We start from the raw sequence: 19,622 nt of genomic DNA, 5'->3' as shown, positions 1-19,622 counted from the left end.
GCATGCTCAAGCACATCTTGCCAGCAGTTGCGGGTGCGGTCAGCGCCGTGTGGTTGCCATACCAGCTCAACTGGATCAACGACGTTTCTGAGGTCGCGGTCTGGGAGAAGGCACGCCGGATCGGTGCGGACTACTGCGAGTCATTCCGATGCGTGCGTGAACGGATCAGCGGCGAGCGCGTGCTCGATTACTGGTACTCAAGCGCCGACGAATCAGCGGCGTACGAGTTTGCGGAGTACGTGCGTGCGTGGCTCAAGCTGTACGACAAGGTCAGCGAGGAGGTCACGACAAACGGCATCGACGACGGGCGTGAGTGGCTCAAGATGACCTTCACGCTCCCGCAGATCAACGGGCGTCGACCGCGCATCACAGTCATGACGAGCAACCCGAAGCGGTTCCGCTCCAAGGGTGGCGACGTGTGCCTCTCGGAACTGGCGTTCCATCAGGACGCCGAGGAGATGTGGAAGGCGGCCGCGCCGACCGCGACCTGGGGCGGACGCATCCGCATCCTGAGCACGCACAACGGGCACGGTACGAAGTTCAATGCGCTGATCAATCAGGCACGCAAGCACGAAGATCCGGAGCTATACGGCACGCCAAGGCCAACCGATCTCAAGGCGAGCGTGCACCGCACGGACATCTACGACGCGGTCAGTGACGGTCTCGTTGAGCAGATCAACCGTGTCACAGGTCGCGAGCTCACGCGTGACGAGTTCATCGCAGAGATGCGATCGCTCTGCTCGACGCAAGAGATCTGGGAAGAGGAGTTCGAGTGCAACCCGAGCAAAGAGGGCGGATCGTACTTCCCCCATGCACTGCTGCGTCCGTGCGTCACTGATCGTGCGGCCAAGCCCACCGAGGACCTTGATACGTTCATCGCGGACATCAAGCTTCGCAGCAAGGGGAGCATCAAGCTCAGCGCGGGGTGTGATGTTGGGCGTCGCAAGGACCGCTTCGTGATATGGGTCTGGGGACGCAACGGGACCAAGCGGATCTGCCTGGGCATGCTCGTGCTCCAGAACAAGCCCTTCGATGTGATGGAGCACGCGATCAACACGCTCATGAACACCAGCTTCAACGGGGTGCGGCTCACCCGGATCAGCATCGACGAGACCGGTCTGGGGATGCAGCTCGCGGAGCGCATGGTCAAGAAGCACCGCTCGCGTTGTGAGGCGGTCAGCATGACCAACGCGGTCAAGGAGGACATGTTCACGCGACTGCGTGCGGGCGTCGAAGAGATCACGGTTGAGCTGCCCAACGATGATGAGACGCTGCGTGATTTCGGGAGCATCCGCAAGGAGGTCACGATCGCGGGCAACATCCGCTACAGCGCTGCGAGTAACGAGCACGGACACGCTGACCGAGCAACGGCAGCGGCGCTCGGGCTTATCGCTGATGAATCCGCGAAGTCGGTCATGAAGTCCTACTCGATCGCAGGGGAGGGACTATGACACTCCCCGGATACATCACACCCAAGGCACGATTGGAAGCAATCCGCAAGCGCCGGATTATCGCCAACATCATGCGTCAGCTCGAGCGCGGCGATTGGAAGAGTTTCCTGATCAAGTGCAAGAAGGCCGTGCACAAGTTTCCATCGCTTGAGAAGCACAGCGGCGAGATCGAGCCGTTGCTCGTCAAGGTCAACGTGGTCCGCATGGCGATCCGTTTTCATGTGATCGTGCTCGCAGGCGAACCCATCACGCTGACGGTACCCGAGGAGAACGCGGAGCAGAAGCTGGCGATCAGCGACATCCGTCGCAACTCGCACTTCGACGCATTACTCATGCAAGCGGCACGTACCGCCAACATCGACGGCTTTGCCACCCTCCGCGTCGATCCCCAAGGCGACAAGACGATCATCTGCTCGGACGACAACCGCATGATGATCCCGGTTGGTCCTGATGGCCCAGACATGCAACCCACAGTCTGGGAGCGTCGTTGGATGGTTGATCGCAAGCAGGGCACCAAGGTGGCGAAGTACCTGCGGGTCGAGCGTCACAGTGCGGGGATGATCGAACAGGAATCGTACGAGTACGCGGGTGGCGATCTGCTTGTTGATCTCACCTCCGAGCAAGCGAAGCGTGTAGATCTCACTGAGGCGTTGCCAGGCACGCAGCTGGAACCTGTTGTTGAGACTGGAGTGCCTTATCCGCTCATAGTACGTCTGGTGCATGAGTACTTCGATGGTGCGCCCGAGATGCTCATGAGCGAGCACGACTTCGATTTGCTCGATATGTCCGCAGCTGCTGTCAGCCGGGTCGATCGATCCATGGAGAAACACGGCTCGCCCAAGGCACGCATCAGCGAGAGCATGATCGATCCCGACACCGGTAAGGTCAACATCCAAGACGCGATCCTGGACCCGGACAAACTCTTCGAGTACATCTCGCAGAACTTCGACTTCGCTCCGATGTTCGAGGCGATGAACAAGTCCCTCCAGCTGCTGACGACTCAGCTGCAACTCTCACCAGCATTGATCGGAATCAAGCTCGAGGGTGGAGCTATGCCCGACACCTTCGACAAGCTGCGCCTCGAAGCAAGCAACACGATCGCACGAGCCAAGACATCCGCCTTGTACATGCAACCCGCGCTCATGCGGGTATTCGACATCGCATCGGCGCTGGACACCCAGCGTCCGATGCGCGGCTACGCGGTCCACCCCGTGGGCGTCACGATGCACCCCGGACTACCCAAGGACGACGATCAGATCATTGCGGAGACCAAAGACCAGTATCTCGCAGGGCTCATCGATGAGCTCACAGCGCTTGAGAAAATCCACGGCGAGAGTGCCGCCCCAGGCATACTCGATCGGATCCGAGAGGATCGCGCGGAGCGCACGCGCAATGAGCAAGCTGCGCTCATGCTCGGGTTCAACCAAGGGGGTGGGGTATGAACTTCATCACCATCATCCTGATCGCGATCGGAGTGGCCATGGCACCACCACACACACCAGAGGGCGGGGAGCTGCTTGCTGCCCAGATGGTCAAGCTCTACGACGCGGCCATGAGCGACATCAACAAGCTCGCTGGCCGCGCGGTCCAGGAGTTGGGCGAGGATCCGGATCGGCGTGCATCGCAGTTCCGTGAGATTCGCGCAGCGCAGCTCACCCGTCAGATCCAGAACAAGCTCGCTCTGCTCGAGGGGAAGACCCGCCTCATGGTGGACTCGCCGCTCAAGGGCGAGATCAACAAGGCGATCGCACGCGGCGATGCCGAGCTTAAGGAGCTGGGTATCCCGACCGATCCCGCGTCGCAGGGCGTGGGTGTTGGCTTTGCCCTGGTCAACAGCGAAGCCGTCGAGGTCATCGCCCGCGACACGCTGGGCCGGGCGTCGCAATCGATCGAGAATGACCTGGGCAACGCGGCGCGGCAGCACGCGAACAACGCGCTGGAGATCTTCCGCACGCTCAGCACTACGCAGATTTCCGAGGCGAGCGTCAACACCGCGATCGCACGCGGCCTGATCACTGGTAACCCGATCATCGCCGATCGTGCGATCCGCGAGCTCTTCGCTGCGGACAGCGATGAAGCCAAGCGTGTTCGCAAGCTTGGAAACAAGCGCATCCAGGTCGGCAAGGCGACAATGAGCGTACGCCATTACGCTCGCACGGTCGCCGTCACCCGAACCCGCGAAGCAACCGTCACCGCGCGTCACGAACGACTCCGTGAGCGTGGCGTGAACTTGGTGCAGATCACCGGCAAAAACTCAGAGAACTTCTGCACGGCGTTCATCGGTCTGGTCTGCTCGATCGGTGCTGCACCCGAAATTCCTGGACTGGAGATCGTGGAGCTCGCATCGCTGCCTGGCGGCGGTCCTCCATTCCACCCCAACTGCTCGAAGGGGACTGCCCCCTTCATCCCTGAACTGGCGAGCAAGTCACGGCAGGCTGATGCCCGTCGTGCGTCCGCCGTGTACCAGAAGCGGCTCGAACGCGATCAGCTGCTCGCACCCGTAAAGCGATAAAGGAACCTCTCATATGAAACTGCTCGACGCACAAGGCAACGCCATCGACACCAAGGGACTCGACGACAACCTCGTCAAAGTCCTCAACGCTGCATTCGGCGGGATCACCCCTCAGCTCTCTTCAACTGTTCAGGAGTCGCTCAAGCCACTGAGCGACAAGCTCGACGCGCTCGATACGGACAAGCTGAGCGAAGTCATCGAGAAGGTCGGCAAGCTCGGAGAGCAGGGCAAAGAGGGGGATGAGAATGACACCCCGCCCACCTCAAGCGATCCTGCTGTTCAGGCGATCCTCACGCGCCTCGACGAGATGGCCAAGAAGCAGGAAGAGTTCGAGAGCAACACAACGAAGCAGCGTGAGGCGTCCGCAGCGATGGATCGCACTGTTGCGTACATTGAGAAGAATAACCCCAACCTCAAGGGCAAGAAGGACATCATCGCTCGCATCGCATCGGCTAATCCCAAGGACGATGCTGCGGTCAAGGCAGCGCTCGAAGCGGAGCGTCAGTACATGAGCAGCGCGATGGGGGAGGACGCCGTGAGCAAGCTGTTTTCGGCGGACGCGCAGAGCGAGGGCGGCGTGACCGGCGATGAGGATAACGCCGAGGCTGAAGCCAAGGCCAAAATCGAAAAGATGGAAGCATCGCTCCCGAAGAGTTGAACCCTTTCACCGCGTTCGCTCATGGTGGGCGATCGCATCAGAGATAGCGGCATGATGCCGCGACCGGCAAGACCGGAGTGCATGGAGGCACACAAATGATCGATACAGAGAACTTCCAAGGTGCGATATCGCCCGATGTGCTTGAAACCGTCGTGCGCGTTCAGGCTGCCAACGAAAACCCGATCTACGCGATGCTGCTAGGTGGGAATCGGATCCTTAAAGCGAAGGCCGAAAAGGTCGAGTGGTATACCACTCAACCCGCCTCGCGCCGCACTGCGATTAATAACGTCGCGGATAACTACACCGATGTCACCACGACACTCGCAGTCGATGACGGGGCGATGTTCATGATCGGCGATACCGTGATTGCCGAGGCGACTGGCGAGATCATGTTGGTTACCGCCAAGCCCGCGACCAACTCGATCACGGTCAGTCGTGGTATCGGTAGCGTCGCAGCTGCGGACGCATCCGTTGAGGACAATGCGTATCTCATGAACATCGGCAACGCGCACGGAGAGGGTGCTGGCTCACCTGACACCAGCGCTGCCCAAAAAGTCCAGGCGTACAACTTCCTCCAGACGTTCCGCCAGGCGGTCGAGATCTCCGGTCGCATGGAGCGCGTCGAAACCTTGACAGAGGATGAAAAAGCGTTCCAGCGAGCTGAGGCATTCAAGGAAGTCACGCGTGACATTGAGCATGCGCTGGTCTTTGGTGCGCGCAATAACTCACTCGCCGACGCGGATGGTAAGAAGGTCACCACGATGGGCGGTCTGCGAGAGATGGTCACTACCCATGTGACGAATCAGGGCGGGGCGATGACGCACGATGAGTTCATCGGTTGGTGCGAATCGGTTTTCGATACCGGATCGGCAACGAAAACACTCTTCGCGGGACCGTCGCTGCTCACGGTCATTCATAAGTTCTACGACGCGAAGGTAAGACACAACACCACAATCACCAATGTGGGTCTGCGTATCCAAGCGATCGACACACCTCACGGCACGCTCAACCTGGTCCCACACAAGGGGCTGCGTGGTGCGTACGCGGGCGACGGCATCGCTGTTGATACCGAGAACCTCAAGCTGCGTCCCACCGAGAAGAACGGCGGCGGTCGTCTTCAGCTCAAGGAGAACACCCAAGAGAAGGGTCAGGACTCGACACGCGAGGAGATCTTCGCGGAGCACACCCTCGACTTCGGTGCCGAGCAGAACCACGCGCAGCTTCGCGGCGTGACCGCAGCCGCTTAACGCGGGGCGTGATCTGGAGCGAGAGAGACCCTCACCCAACCCGCCGGGGATGCCCGGCACATTTAGAAGGAACACCATCATGACTTCCAAAGACAGGATGAACAAGGCAGAACTCATAGCCGAACTCGATGCCAAGGAACAGGAGCTTGAGGCGCAGCAGAAAGAACTCGTTGCCAAGGAACAGCAGCTCAATGCGCAGCAGAAGGAGCTGGAAAAGGCAAAGGCTGATAGCTCGATCAACCCAACGGATGTAACTCAGCCCTCGAAGCCCGTGACCGCATCATCATCGGCACCAGGCGACCCCGCACCCTCGCCCGATGGTAAATACCACTTCCATTCACGCTACCGTCAGTATCGGGTTCCAGGAGCGAAGTTCTTCGGCAATCGATTTGCCACAGACGATGAGACGGTCGTAGAGAAGCTCAAACGACACGGCGCGTTCGGGAGCGAGTTCTGGCTGACCTTTGTTCCTGGCGACGCTAAGCAAGCTGCGTAACTAATCCCCTCTTTCCTCGCCCGAGAGATCGGGCGGGGTGTTTTCGTTTTTCACTTCACGGAGTACTCCATGGTCGGCATCGGATATGAACTGGGATCAGTCAAGAACTCTTTCTTCGGGCTTCGCCCGGAGTTGTTGACATCCGAGGGTCGAGAAGACTTCTGGATGAAGCTACACAATCTCGCGATCGTGCCAGGTTTCCAAGCCGTAGTCCTGCATCGGATGTTCGGCGAACCATCGAATCTAGATTGGATGGATTACGACACGAGGCGACAGATCGAATCTTGCAACGATTCAAAGTACACCGATTATGCCAAGCACATGACCCGCGAGCTCGTGAGGTTCGCAAACTCATTCCCCCAAATCCGAATCGATCTCTACTTTGGTTCACTGCGGCAGTTCAACATGGCGTTTCTGGTTTCTCAAGGCGCGAGTCAAGCAATGCAGCAGGAGTGGATGCGTCGGTTCTGGTATGAGAATGAGACTGCACGGTCGTTGATCGACCAGGGTTGCAATGTCCGCATGGTATTCGATCACTCATCCTCGTTTAATCCATATCGACCAGAGTGGCAAGCTCTGTATCAGCTGGATCGGATGTACCCACGTCGCGTAGTTATTGAGTCGCTGCCCAAGGTGGGCACGCCTCAAGAGCAATACCCGGCATGGACCTTCGAGGATCACTACCAGAGTTTGCTAGATCTTGATCCTGCTCGCACGCAACACAAAGCTATCACCCGCATGACCCACGGAGACCCTGAAGGAGGCGTAGTGGGCTTCGTGCGAGACTGTATCGAACATGGGCACGACGCGATCATCTCCGATACCGTGCTCAGACGCAGCAAGAAAAGCTATGAGTCGGTCCTGCGCGAAGCCAAGTTCCAACTCCCGTTGGAGGTTGAGTGATGTCGACCGCTACACTCACTGAGTTCTGGATCACAACTGGCGGAAGACGTTGGAAGGCCAGGTTCGCTTATCCTGATCTGACGCCGAGTCGTACACAGCGCCCCAACAAGAGCGCAACGGTAACGCTCTCCAATGGGACAAATGGCACAGTCATTGGCACGCAGCTCGATCCTGACGGGGTTGATGGAAAGCGTGTCGTAGTTGTCAGCGGACAGTTTGAGACCCGTGTAGTCAAGTCCGATGGGTACAACTTGACTGTCAGCGCCGATGCATTCCTCTTCGATGATGCTTACGGCAATGCAACAGAAGTCATCGCCAACGCTCCCGTGCTCAACCGATCCCTGATCAACGACACACGCGACGGGTGGGACCTGGCGATTCCGGATCACACAGTTCCCGGCTACGGAACCGCAGCTGATCTCTCCCACGCGAACCTTTACGCGGATCTCAACCCTGAGCTAGATGACTTTGTAGATCAGTCGCTGCATGATTTTGCGATCGATCATTCCGGCAACTCACACAACGGGTACTGCCGTACACCCGGAGTTGATGCGCGTCGGATCGAGTTTCGTCGAGATCACTTTGGCGCGGGTAAGCACGCGTACGCGTCGATTGATTCAGCGCGTATACGCATTGACGCGAGCACGAACGGGTCAGCGTTCAGCTTCGACTTCGCGACTACGTCCTTTGCAGGTATCTATGTTGGCGAGGCTAATGGAGTGGGGTTTGTCGATGGAGGGTTTTCCAGCCTGAACTTCGATGCATTCGGCGCACCGGCTCGTGGATTGAGCACGGCACTCAACGCTAGACGAGTGCACGGGGCAACTGAGAAACTGGTCTGGGGTTTTCTCTGGGACCACACTACGGGGAACTACTCGCTCTGGCTCAACGGTCGAAAGGTCTTCGACGGCAACGACGCGTCGCCGTCGAACGCCAGCGAGCTCGTCATGCTTCTTGCCCCCGCAAGTAGTCTTCAGGACTATGTGCTTCAGCGTATGGCGATCTACAGCAGCAGCGTAGGTGTACCCCTCTCGGATTCTGAGCTTGTCGAACGCATGAGTCGTGCGATGCTGGATTACGCTGTTGCTCCTCGCACGCATTACATCTCCGCGATGGGCAATGATGCCAACGACGGACTGAGCGATGTCAACCCGATCCTCACGGTCAGCGAAGCACTGGCGAGGTTCCGTCCGCAGACGGGTGAGCAGATCCGCATTCGGTTCGGCGATACCTTCGCAGACTTTGGCGTCTCTGATGCCGGTTCGGGTCCAGGCATGGTGCAAGGTTCATCGTGGCAGGATCGAGCGATCGTTTGCGGGTATGGCGATCGATCGGACGGTCGTTATGACTTCAGTCTCAACGGTTTCACGATGGGTGAGTACTCGCTGCTCAGCGGCGTGGATTTCACGAATCCCTCTGGTGACCCGGATGAGGCTTCGTTCGATGAAGCGGGAACGATTGCATCGCCGGTTGATGCCCCGATCAGCTTTAGTGGAAGCAGTGGACATGAGGACATGATCTTGATCGACGGCTTCATCCAAGGTCGCATGAATGGCGTTCTTGGCGGGTCTGCTGAGAATGACGGATCATGGCTTGAACTGTACCAGGTTCCTATGCGTGGCATCTGGGGACAAGGGCAGTCCGGACGCCCGCAAGGTGTTTACACCACTGAGATCGATTACTTCCACGCTGAGGATGTCCCGATGCGACGCCCAGGTCATACTGGCGATGGGAATCGCACAATTTATGATCACGGCTTCTATCTCTATGCCAAGTACGCATCCGTCGATTCAAACATCATCGAAGACGCATCGTCCGATGGAATCAAGTGTCGATTCGCTGGTGAAGTCACAGGGAATGTCCTGCTCCGATGCCCACTTGGAATCACCTCCAGTACTGGCGGGCAGGGTCTTTTCCAGAACCTCCTCTTTGGCGGATCGACTCAGGCAGCGAGCGGCGCGGCACGTCAGATTTGGACAGCATCAGGTGTGTTCACCGATGCGGAGGACAACCTCATCATTGCGGATGCGGATGTGATCCCATCAGCAGTGGCGATCTATGCAACCTCGACTGGATACTTTGACAACCAAGGCGATTTCAACGTCGATGCTGATTGGGAGCACCACCTTCGCAGGAACACGATTGTCGGCGATTGGAGCGCCGGGATCGCCTACGACGATCAGCGGCTTGCGAATGTGGGTGTGCTCACCGAGACCAACAATGTGATCGATTGCGGTTCGGGCGAGATCACGATCGCGGAGTCAGACATCGCTCAGGTCGCAGATCGAACCATCGAGCACAATCTCCGCGCAAGCACCGATGCAACCCCATTTAGTAACAACGGCGTCGCTCAGGATGAAACCGCGTGGGATGCCGCATCTGGAGAGAATAGCCCAGCCGTACGATCTGTAAGCCCGAGCTACCTCGATCGAACCCGTACACCACTGACATGGCACGAGCGAGTAAAGGGGGGCGACGGCACCTACGACGGACTGATTCTCGATATCATCGCAGCGCACGAGGATGGATGGGACGCGAGCTGGTCCGCAGACGCAATCAATGAGTGGGTACGTGATGGATTTACACTCATCGGCGAGAGTGCCGCAAACTTCGGTGGTACTCTCCCCGGCATCACTGTCGATGCCGTCGTATCAGAGCAGAACATCATCGTGGATCAGGCACCCGATGATGGCACGATCAATCTCGGAAACATCGCCGTTGGATCGGTCCAGACTGTCCCTCTCAATATCCGAAACAACGCTCCCCAGCCAGGTCAGAATCTGACGCTGGGCGGCGTAAGCGTATCGGCGGGGGGCACACTCACGGTTGATCCGAGCCTCGCCGTGATTGCTGCGGGGAGTTCGGAAGCAGCCGAGGTCACCATCGACACCGCAGCTCCGGGCGCACGTGCGATCACGCTCCAGATCCCCAGCGACGATCCGGATAACCCGATCTACACCATCACCATCAACGCCACGGTTCTCTCGGTGCAGGACATCGCTGTTGATGAGGGGGCGCACAACGGATCGATCGACCTGGGCAGCGTCGCGCTGGGCGCAGCGACGAACGTGGACCTGACGATCCGCAACGCGGCGCAGGCACCGGGCAGCGACCTGACTCTGGGCGTGCTCAGCGTAACGGCGGGCGGGGCGATCACCACCAACCCGAGCAACCAGACCATCGCGGCGGGTGCGTCCACTGCGGCCACGATCAACGTTGACACCGCAACAGCGGGTGCTCGATCGATCGAGGTGCAGATCCCCAGCGATGACCCAGACACGCCCGCCTATGCGATCACGATCAACGCGACGGTAGTCGGCGCTGATCTCCAGATCACGCTCGATGACAACCCGGTTGTCAATGGCGGCGAGCTCGAGCTCGAGGGTCTCATCGAATCGATGCACGCGACAATCACGCTTGATATCACAAATGCGGGAATGGCAGATCTGACGCTCGGCACGATCATGACGAGCGGGAACCTCTCTATCACTGCCAACGGAAACCCATCTGGCGAGATTATCCCCTCTCTCGAATCCGTCACGCTGGAGATCCTGATCGACACGAGCGTTGTCGGGGCCGTGAGCGGGTCTATCAGCGTTCCCAGCGATGATCCCGATTCACCATGGGGTGTCACGGCTCAGGGCGTTGTGGCGGCTTCAGCGAACCCTTCGGACGATTACACCGGACCCGACACCACCCAGCAGTATCTCAACGTCGCGGAAGCGGACGCAATCATCGCCTTGTACCTGATCGGGGCACACACGTTCCGCCAGGCATGGCAGTCGCTCAGCGCCGATGACAAGCTGGTCTTAATCGCTCATGCGACGATCGACTTTAACGCGATTCCGTGGGATGGACGCAAGGTCGATCCTGATCAGCCCAACGCATTCCCTCGCGAAAATCGGGATGGGGATCTGATCCTTCCCGGCGGCGAGGTGCAGTACCCACCATCACTCGGGGGCGGGGAGTGGTCGTACCCGTCGCTCCCGCGCGAGATCCGAGTGGGTGTCGCGCTGCAAGCGGCCGCGCGGGCTGCGGATCAGCTTGAGATCGATCAGAGCATGAAGATCACCGGGATGGCCGCCCAGGGCATCACCGGCATCGGGGGCGCGGGGACCAGCTGGGCGACCGATGGCATGATCGCGCGTCAGCCCAGCTCGCGGCTGCATGAGTCCGTGCGGCGGTTGGTTCAGAAGTACCTGCGGGTTACTGCGGAGGTGGTGTGATGATCAGCAACGCGAAGATCATCTCGCTCAAGGCGCAGACCGCAGCGACCGGGCTGGGCGAGCCCGTGCACAGCGAAGAGCTGACAGATTTCCCCTTGCTTTGCGAGCTGATCACGCCCAAGTCCTACCGCGCCGAAACCGATCGTCAGCGTGGTATCAAGAACGATGCCATGATCTGGGTGAATCGCTCGATGTTCGATGCGCTGGGCCACGCGCTGGCCGTGGGCGATCGGATCACCATCAGGCCGCATGGTCTGAACGCGGACTCGACCGAGTACGACGCGACGGATATCAACCCACGGGGCAACGGCAGCGTGATCGAGATCTCGCTCGCCGTGCGTGATGACCAGGCGGGGGGTGCGTGATGCCAGAGACCACCGCGACGATCCCAGAGGCCCAGATCAAGAACTTCATGCAGCGGATGCGGCGGCTGCCCGAGGAGATCAAGCCCGAGGTGCTCGAGGACATGGGCGATGGCATCGTGGGTGAGGCGCAGACCACCGCGCCGATCGATACGGGGGCGTTGTCTGAATCGCACTACCGCGAGGACTTTGATGGTGACGGCGTGGTGATCGGGGTGAATGTCGATTACGGCCTGGCCGTGCACGAGACGCACCCGAGCAAGTCCAAGTGGTTCCTCAACGCGATCAATCGAAACTTCGCGCGGGTGGGACGCAAGGCCATCATTAAAGCGTTGCGATCGCGGGGGGCGGAATCATGAAGCTTCACGCGAACGACATGTGCATTCAGCTGGGTCGCTACATCGGGCGGGAGACCGATCTGGTGTTCGTTGAACCGGATTCGAGCGATAAGGGCAGCGTCTACGCGGGTCCGCTGCCTGCCAAGCGGCACCGGCTGAGCCCGGCGGTCTCGATCGTGCACCAGCCCACGGGCGATGATGATCACTTGTCACGCAGCCAGCAGATGCAGATCGTGCTGCACGCGCAGGGGCATAGCAACAGCGAGGTCATGGGCCTGCTGGGGCAGATCCAGCATCTGCTGTTCCCGCAGGGGCGTTATGAGGTCAAGGCCGAGGGTGGCTTCATGCCCGGCGTGATCGGCGTGACGAGCGAATCGGGCACGCACTATGTCTGGCGGTTGCTCGATCTGCGCATACTCAGCTTTCCACAAACATCACCACGCAGCCCCGGCGGGCAGGCCGTCGCGGAGCTCGCGATCGAAGCACACGCGGTGCAGTACACCGCCACGGTAGAGGAGTAATTCGAATGCCAGCTCAGGACCCAAACAACATCAAAGGCAATCAGTTCGATGTGTACATCGACCATGGTGACTCACCGTTCCAGCTTACGGTGAACGCTGGTCCGGCGCTGGTTTTGGAGAATGTCGAAACACAGCGTCTTGGCAAGTCTCCCATCGGCGCGATGGTTACCGGACACATCACTGAACTCACCTTTGAGTTTCAGGAATGGACGAAGGAAGACATCAAGCGGTGGAATGGAATCACTGCTCAGGATGCTTCGCAGAACTATCTTCCGCCAGTAGGGACGATGATGCCAAAGCATCACATCCGCTTGCACAACGCGGGTGATGGAGCGGATACGACCAAAGACATCTGCTACCCAGCAGTCTCGTTCAAAGGTATGGCTCTGAGCATCGACGGTGGGCCTGTTGCCAAGCAGCAGGTCTCAGCGACGGCGTTTGTTGACCTGGACTCTGGGCATTCAGCAATTATTGGCTATGTAGCACCTCAGCAATGATTAACTCACAAACACTCAACTCGATCGACCTGAGCAGGATGCCCAAGTGGGACTTCTGTGTTCGCCTGCGCGGCATGGAGATCCCCATGATCTCGCCGCTTGATGCGCCCGAGATGAACGAAGCACCCATGCCCACGCAGGCCCAGCTCGACGCCCAGACCCGGCGGTGGCCGGGGGTGTTTGTGTGGCTCAAGCGGGCGGTGCTGGGTTCGCCCCGCATCGGGCTCGATGAGCTGCCCCAGGACGGCGGGGCGGCGCACACACGCAAGGTCTGCACCATCATCCTCGGGGAGCCGTTTGCGGATCTGATCGCGGAGCTCTCGCATGGCGAGTGCGCGATGATCTATACCGCCTACATGGGGGCGCAGGAAGAGTGGGTGCACGCGTGCGCCCGGCACGCCAAGCAGATGGCCAGCGAGCACCTGCGGACAGGCGATGAGCCGGATGAAACGCCCTCGCCCTCGGCGGCGAGCCAGACCACGCTGGTGCCTGGTCAGCCGTATCCGTACGAGGCCAAGCTGAACCCGAAGATCTATCACGAAGATGGGACTCCACGATCATGATCGGTGGCGGCAACATCCTGGGCAAGTTCAACGCCAAGCTCGGTCTTGATGAGAAGGACTACGCGCGCGGCATGATCAACGCGCAGAGCGCGAACCGGGTGTTCGGCGAAACATTTACATCGTTCGTGAGCAACCCCCTGCTCGGCTCGCTTCAGATCCTGAAGAATGTGGGCGGTGCTTTCGTTCGCAACTCGCAGGAAGCGCTTGAGTACGCCGAGAGCATCGAACGCCTCAGCCAGCAGACCGGCGCGAGCGAGGGGATGCTCATAGCCCTCCAGAAGCGGCTGGAGATCGCCGGGTTCAGCTCGCAGAGAGCTGCACAAGGAATGTCGTTCTTCAACAAGTTTATCGAAGACTTCAACTCGGGCGGCAAACTCACAGGCGAGCTCGTGCAGCAACTCGGTGTGAGTCTGGATGGGCTTCAGGGTACAGACGAGCTCTTCCGGGCAATCGTGGAGGGGATCAACACGATCCCAGATGCAGCGACTCGCTCAGCGATCGCCATGCAGATCTTCGGACGCATGGGTGGCCCGGAACTCATCAATGCCATCGGCGGGGGGAATGCCGCGATCGATGAGATGATCGATCAGTACACGCGTTTGGGATTCGTTGTTGATGGCCAGGTCAACAATAAACTCGCGACACTCAACACAAACCTGGGCGTGATGCAGCAGGCCATTGAAGGTGTACAAGCCAATCTGGTCCGGGAGCTGATCCTGGCATTCACCGATACAGCAGAGATCTCCGACGACAGCATTATCAGGCTGGCCGAAAGCATCAACAGCCAGCTTGGACCGGCGGCTCGCGACTTCGCGGTCGTCCTCGAGGCATTGCTCGGTCTGCTCAAAGGGATTGCCAGCACGATATCGACCATTCAGTCGTACGGCGAAGAGGTGTTCTACCAGTACTATGTGCTCGACGATAAAGTGAAATCGACTTTCGAGCCAGGACCCGACGCACAAACTCGGGCAGCACAGGAGCGCAATCGCGAGCGTGGTCAGGAGTACCTCCAGGAGATGGTGCCATGACGCTGAGCCAGGACCTGCTCCCCATCTCGAAGATCAAGGTTGGCGACTCGGATGAATATCCGGTCACCCAGATCCGCACCGCTTCCAAGCTGGTTGGGCTCGATGATTCCAATACCGACTCGTATGAGGAGATCTCATGGGAACTGGAATGCATGGCCGAAATCTCGGAGCCCACTTCGATCCGCCAGCTCAACGAGACGCTGCGGGCCGAGCTGGCCAAGCGGGGAGAAACCGTGACGCTGACGGAGCTGGGCAGCGCGAGCGTGCTGCCCGCGTCGGGGGCGGGCGGGAGCATGATCGGCTATCCGCAAGTCGAGATCACAGGGATCCCCGCGAAGTCACACGCGCAGTACCAGTATTTCAATATGCGGGCCGTTTCGCGCGTGCCGATCGATCAGGGCAACGGGGTCTACGAGCATTCGGTCTCCACCGAGACCACCACAAGCACGGACGGGACGCAGAGCACCAGCGTGAGCGGCTCGCTGAAGATGGTCCAGGGCAACGACGCGGCGGGATGGGTGATGACCAACATCATCACGCCCGCACGCAATGCAGCCAGCACTTCGGGCGATGGGGTCGTTTCGAAGATCAAGGTCGGCAATGACCCGGCGCAGTGCGACTACAGCTACACCGTCACGCCCTCGGCCACGGGCCAGCAGGATGTGACCGTCGCCTCGATCGAAGATCGCACCGCCAAGGATGTCAGCGGTCGCTGGGTCCGCACGATCAGCGGCTATGCTGAGGGATCAAACGCGACATCGTTTGCCAACGCGCAGCTGGTCGCGCAGAGCGCGAATCTCGTGCTGCTCCGCAAGGATGGGCCGAGCCTGCCCAGTCTTCCCAGCGGACGCGTGAACTTCAGCTATCAGTACGCATCGGGCGTGACGCACGATGATTTTCCGGGCATCTTTATCACACGCCTCGAGGAGAACATCGTCAGCAGCGGCGAGGGGCGGGAGCTCCTTGCCAGCGCGTATTTCCAGAATGATCCGGCGCTTCATCGTGGGCGCAAGATCCCGGTGAGCATGAGCGAATCGCTCACGCTTGAGTTCCTCGGTTCATTCAGCGGGCTCGATCCGGATGTGCTGCTGGACCCTGAGCATCAGGTCGGCGGGGTGCGGATCACCAAGGGTGTTCGTGGGGCGTTTAAGACCTTTACACGCACCATCAACTATCTCTATGACACCGAGCCGGACCCGATCCCAACACCACGGCAGCTGGAGGGACTGGTCTGATGACACCTCCTCCGCAAACAACCGTGCATATCCGCAACCGCGATCGCGTGACGGGCAACTGGCATGTGACGAACCTGCGCGCCCTGCCCCAGGGACCGATCCGGCGCACGGTGGGGACTTCGGGTGATCCGATCACGCTTGTTGTTGAGGCGGACGAGTGGCCGGTCGGCTTTGATGATGGCGGTGACTTTGAGATCGTGATCAACAGCGCCCAGCCGAGCAACACCCTCACGCTCTCGGGCTATCTACTCAAGAACAAGCTGCCTGTGCGTGTGGGCACAACGCTCGTGGACCCGGACGGGACCCCGGCGGCCACGCAGTACCGGCTGATGTTTGAGAACCGATTGCGAGCCCATCGTGAGGGCTACGGCGGTCTGATCCGTGAGAAGACCTTCAACGCGCTCGATGAGAACGGCTTTGTCGATCCTGATGCGGACGATTACAAGACCATCCAGGAGCTTGTGGAGCTTGCACTGTCTTCGATGGGCCTTGCCTATGAATCAGCGCCCGCTGAGCTCGATACCGCCCTGGACGGCACCGAGCTCACAGCGCCGGGGCCGATGGACTGGGGCAACGCTCGTCCGGTTGTGGAGCTGGAGACAATCCTTGGGTCGATCGGGTGGACGCTGGTGCAGCTCAACGATGGCAGCGTCGCGGTGCGTCGTTTGCGGCGAGCGGGTGAACCGATCACGATCCCGACTGAGATCGATGACATCGCCGAGCCCTATGCGTTGGCGAGCACGCCGGCGGCGCGGGCAAACAAGATTGTGATTACCAGCGGCGCGACCCGCAGCATCACGATCACGAAACTCGATCTGAGTGCGTTTGACTGGGTCGTCTTCGATGCGGCCACCAACGAGTGGGTGGATCAGGATGTCAACGCCCTGAGCACCTACCAGGAGGGGCTCAAGCCGGGCAACGCGGACCCCGTTGGCGGCAAGCAGCTCGCCCAGCTCTATCGCGCGGTGCGGCTGAAGAATGAGCAGGGCAGCATGCATCTCGACACCAAATCGAGATTCATCAACATCCCCACGAACCTCGACCAGGGTGATTTCGTGCCCTTCGCTGGGTCTGCGGGCGTTGTGCAGGCGCGGTGCGCGACCAAGCTCCCTGGCGATCAGCTCAAGAACACGCCCGAGCTGGATAGCGACCCGCTTATCCTGCTTGAGGGTTTGCGTGCGATTCCCGGCGCTGGTGTCTTCGTGCTGCCCTCGACGGCGGAGTTTGTTCGCGTCGATGGGTTCGCGACCGGGCGACGCGGCGATGCTCGTGAGCTGGGCACGGATGAGCTGGAGATCACCTTTGCGCACGAGACGGCCAGCGGCGATTACTTTGAGGACTACTTTGCGATCTGCTTCGAATGGACGCAGAGCAAAGGGGCCATCAGCGTTGCTGCGACCGACTATCAGGGGCTCCAGGACGCGATGGATGATCCGTATGTTGTCAAGGTCGCGGTGCCGTTCCTTCGCAATGTGCACACCTATGACGAGGGCACGGGCATCCGCGTCACGCTCAACTCTGAGCAGATTCAGGAGATCGCCAGGCAGTACGCGATCGCGTATCTGAGCAGCGGCAACGCCGAGACGGGCGTGATTGAGCTGCGGGGAATCGTCGATATCAACCCCGGCGATATCGAGGGGGCGGTCACCAGCGTGCTCTTCGATGTGAATCGCAACATGACTGTTCTGACCGTCAACCAGCACGAGATCCCTCGGAGCCACTATGAGCAGTTCCAGCGCGTGGCCGGGCGATCGATCACGGCGGGGATCGGCACGCTTCAGCTGAACCGATCCAGCGCGGCTCGTTCGGATGTTCGCACGAACTTCGCTGCCGAGGGGCATGGCGGTTCTGGCATGGATGCGTCACCAGAGGGCAGTGCCGCAACGCGTGGGCGTGAGCGTTCAATGTCTGGTGTGACGGGGACGATTGATGCTGGGCCGCGCCCTCGAGCGGAGCTGGCGAGCGTGGCCGAGATGGGATCCTGTTACGCGATGATCACCGGCGCATCGCCGGATGGGGCGAACAAGTGGATTTACGACTGGGAGGAAGTTCGATTTGAGAACGGGACCGCCGTCAAGACCGGCTCGGTTCGTAAGAGCTCCACGCACGGCAAGGCAATCAATACCTTCGAGCTGCTCAATGGGGCTTCGGGCGTTCAGGGCAATGGCGTCGACCTGGCCAACCTGACGGGCACTTTCTCGATCCAGCCCATACCGGCGAACATCGGCGTCGTCAAGCTCGAGGGGCCGATCCGAGACGGCGGGAATGATCGTTGGCTCTTCAGTGCACCCAATGGTGTGGATGGGGCCTGCTCATGATGAATCAACGATGCTGCTGCGGATCGATCAGCGATTGCACTGATTGTGCTCCACACTGCAAAGGGCCAGACTGCCTGCCGCTGGATCAGGGGCGGGGCATCGAGTGTATCGATATCAGCTTCACGCCGTGGGAGACCCTGGGACAATGGTGCGTTTCGGACAGCTCGCTCTTTGAATCACGCATCGATGTGTATGCGTTTCCCACGACGGTCCGCGTCTTCAATGCAAACCCATCCTCGATGGGATCTACCTTCTTTGATTCTGGCCAGATCCCAGTGCTCTGGCGGTTGAGGATTCGCCGCACGAGCGATGGGTTTGTTACCCAGGACACCTATTACACGACGGCGATTCTCTCTCTGAATGTCTGGCACTGCTCGACCAATAGCAGCTCTGTGTACTGCCCGATGGTCCAGAGCTCCACGATGGAGTTCGGCTCTGGCGAGCCCGCACGGGCGTTTGAGACCAATGGAGATTTCTACTTCTTTGGAACCACGATCCCGAATGTCGTAGGGCCATTGCAGTGCTACAACGGCCCGAACGATTCGCACAGGTTCCTGCGGCTCGGTGATGCGGTTGCACAGCAGCCTGATGAGTGCGGGACCTTCGACTACTTCTATCTCTGGAGGAAGTGCGGCTCAACAGAGACCATCTCCGTTGATCTCGCGACGCGTCCAAGCAGCGGTGGTGCAAATGTCATCTACAACGGCGATCTCTATGTGCCGACGGGTGAGCAGACGGATATCACGCCTGTGAGCGTGACCTGGACCGGCAACTCTTGCACCGAATACCCCGTGCTCAAGAGCTGCACCACCGAGTTTCGGGTCACCTACGACCCAGCATCTAAACCATCAGATGCGATAACGGGCTTCTTTTTCGGCCAGCAGATGTACCCCGTCGCGGAGTATTCGACTTCCTCGCCTTCACCGATCACTTGGTCCACGGACCCTTGCCCAGGCATCACGCTGATGGCCCCTGCTCAATCGAGCGGGCCTCGCCAGGTGCGGGCAAATGCAGGAAAACTGACCACGCCCCGCAAGCGGGGACTGGTCTCGGAATCAGAGCTCGAAGCGATGGGCGCAGACCCTGAGCAGGAAGCTCAATCACTCAAGCAGGGGGGGTGTTGTGACCCGCCCCGTGAGTGAGATGGTCCGCTGAGGCGGATCGACAACCCGGCGTGAAAAAGCCCGCGAAAATGGCGGGCGATCCTGTGCGCTGATCGGCTTTCCGGCTTTGTTGCGGACTTTCCACTTATTTGTTGCGGACCATG

General features: G+C 59.7%; 17 protein-coding genes. All 17 read left to right on the top strand.

The window, feature by feature from the left end:
* The first annotated feature begins 2 nt into the window (after window positions 1–2).
* The 17 genes from DXY03_RS05290 (at window position 3) to DXY03_RS05210 (ending at window position 19,497) form a co-directional block, all read left to right on the top strand.
* Window positions 3–1,451 (top strand): hypothetical protein, encoded by a 1,449-nt coding sequence (locus DXY03_RS05290; RefSeq protein ID WP_206749724.1) that lies wholly within the window; start codon window positions 3–5, stop codon window positions 1,449–1,451.
* Entirely contained in the window at window positions 1,448–2,893 is a 1,446-nt protein-coding gene (locus DXY03_RS05285; protein ID WP_115009506.1) for a hypothetical protein, read from the top strand. Before DXY03_RS05290 ends, DXY03_RS05285 begins: the two co-directional genes overlap by 4 nt.
* Window positions 2,890–3,963 (top strand): phage minor capsid protein, encoded by a 1,074-nt coding sequence (locus DXY03_RS05280; RefSeq protein WP_115009505.1) that lies wholly within the window; start codon window positions 2,890–2,892, stop codon window positions 3,961–3,963. The genes DXY03_RS05285 and DXY03_RS05280 overlap by 4 nt, the downstream gene beginning before the upstream one ends.
* Before the next feature lie 13 nt (window positions 3,964–3,976).
* Entirely contained in the window at window positions 3,977–4,621 is a 645-nt protein-coding gene (locus DXY03_RS05275; RefSeq protein WP_115009504.1) for a hypothetical protein, read from the top strand.
* A 95-nt stretch (window positions 4,622–4,716) separates the two neighbouring features.
* Window positions 4,717–5,868: a DUF5309 family protein gene (locus tag DXY03_RS05270; protein WP_115009503.1), complete on the top strand. Its 1,152-nt coding sequence runs from the start codon at window positions 4,717–4,719 to the stop codon at window positions 5,866–5,868.
* Between the two features lie 49 nt (window positions 5,869–5,917).
* A complete protein-coding gene (locus DXY03_RS05265) occupies window positions 5,918–6,364 on the top strand; it encodes a hypothetical protein (RefSeq protein WP_115009502.1) in 447 nt (148 codons plus the stop codon).
* Window positions 6,365–6,433: 69 nt separating this feature from the next.
* On the top strand, window positions 6,434–7,267 hold the full coding sequence (locus DXY03_RS05260; protein ID WP_115009501.1) for a hypothetical protein: 834 nt from the start codon (window positions 6,434–6,436) through the stop codon (window positions 7,265–7,267).
* Window positions 7,267–11,493, top strand: a complete 4,227-nt coding sequence (locus tag DXY03_RS05255; RefSeq protein ID WP_115009500.1) for a choice-of-anchor D domain-containing protein — start codon at window positions 7,267–7,269, stop codon at window positions 11,491–11,493. The genes DXY03_RS05260 and DXY03_RS05255 overlap by 1 nt, the downstream gene beginning before the upstream one ends.
* Window positions 11,493–11,858, top strand: a complete 366-nt coding sequence (locus DXY03_RS05250; RefSeq protein ID WP_115009499.1) for a hypothetical protein — start codon at window positions 11,493–11,495, stop codon at window positions 11,856–11,858. The genes DXY03_RS05255 and DXY03_RS05250 overlap by 1 nt, the downstream gene beginning before the upstream one ends.
* Complete coding sequence (locus DXY03_RS05245) at window positions 11,858–12,214, top strand: HK97 gp10 family phage protein (RefSeq protein ID WP_115009498.1); 357 nt, start codon at window positions 11,858–11,860, stop codon at window positions 12,212–12,214. Before DXY03_RS05250 ends, DXY03_RS05245 begins: the two co-directional genes overlap by 1 nt.
* Before the next feature lie 17 nt (window positions 12,215–12,231).
* A complete protein-coding gene (locus DXY03_RS05240) occupies window positions 12,232–12,714 on the top strand; it encodes a hypothetical protein (protein ID WP_136987643.1) in 483 nt (160 codons plus the stop codon).
* Between the two features lie 5 nt (window positions 12,715–12,719).
* Window positions 12,720–13,211 carry a hypothetical protein gene (locus DXY03_RS05235; RefSeq protein ID WP_115009496.1) on the top strand — a complete coding sequence of 164 codons (492 nt, stop codon included), beginning with the start codon at window positions 12,720–12,722 and terminating at the stop codon, window positions 13,209–13,211.
* A 38-nt stretch (window positions 13,212–13,249) separates the two neighbouring features.
* Window positions 13,250–13,774 (top strand): hypothetical protein, encoded by a 525-nt coding sequence (locus DXY03_RS05230; protein ID WP_136987642.1) that lies wholly within the window; start codon window positions 13,250–13,252, stop codon window positions 13,772–13,774.
* The gene (locus tag DXY03_RS05225; RefSeq protein WP_115009494.1) at window positions 13,771–14,802 is read left to right on the top strand and encodes a hypothetical protein; all 1,032 of its coding nucleotides are present in this window, start codon (window positions 13,771–13,773) and stop codon (window positions 14,800–14,802) included. The genes DXY03_RS05230 and DXY03_RS05225 overlap by 4 nt, the downstream gene beginning before the upstream one ends.
* The gene (locus DXY03_RS05220; protein WP_115009493.1) at window positions 14,799–16,037 is read left to right on the top strand and encodes a hypothetical protein; all 1,239 of its coding nucleotides are present in this window, start codon (window positions 14,799–14,801) and stop codon (window positions 16,035–16,037) included. Before DXY03_RS05225 ends, DXY03_RS05220 begins: the two co-directional genes overlap by 4 nt.
* The gene (locus tag DXY03_RS05215; protein ID WP_115009492.1) at window positions 16,037–18,355 is read left to right on the top strand and encodes a hypothetical protein; all 2,319 of its coding nucleotides are present in this window, start codon (window positions 16,037–16,039) and stop codon (window positions 18,353–18,355) included. The genes DXY03_RS05220 and DXY03_RS05215 overlap by 1 nt, the downstream gene beginning before the upstream one ends.
* On the top strand, window positions 18,355–19,497 hold the full coding sequence (locus tag DXY03_RS05210) for a hypothetical protein (RefSeq protein WP_136987641.1): 1,143 nt from the start codon (window positions 18,355–18,357) through the stop codon (window positions 19,495–19,497). Before DXY03_RS05215 ends, DXY03_RS05210 begins: the two co-directional genes overlap by 1 nt.
* Window positions 19,498–19,622 lie beyond the last annotated feature (125 nt).

Source organism: Synechococcus sp. N5, from assembly GCF_900473925.1.
Lineage (GTDB): Bacteria > Cyanobacteriota > Cyanobacteriia > PCC-6307 > Cyanobiaceae > Parasynechococcus.
This window is presented reverse-complemented; position numbering and strand designations above follow the sequence as displayed.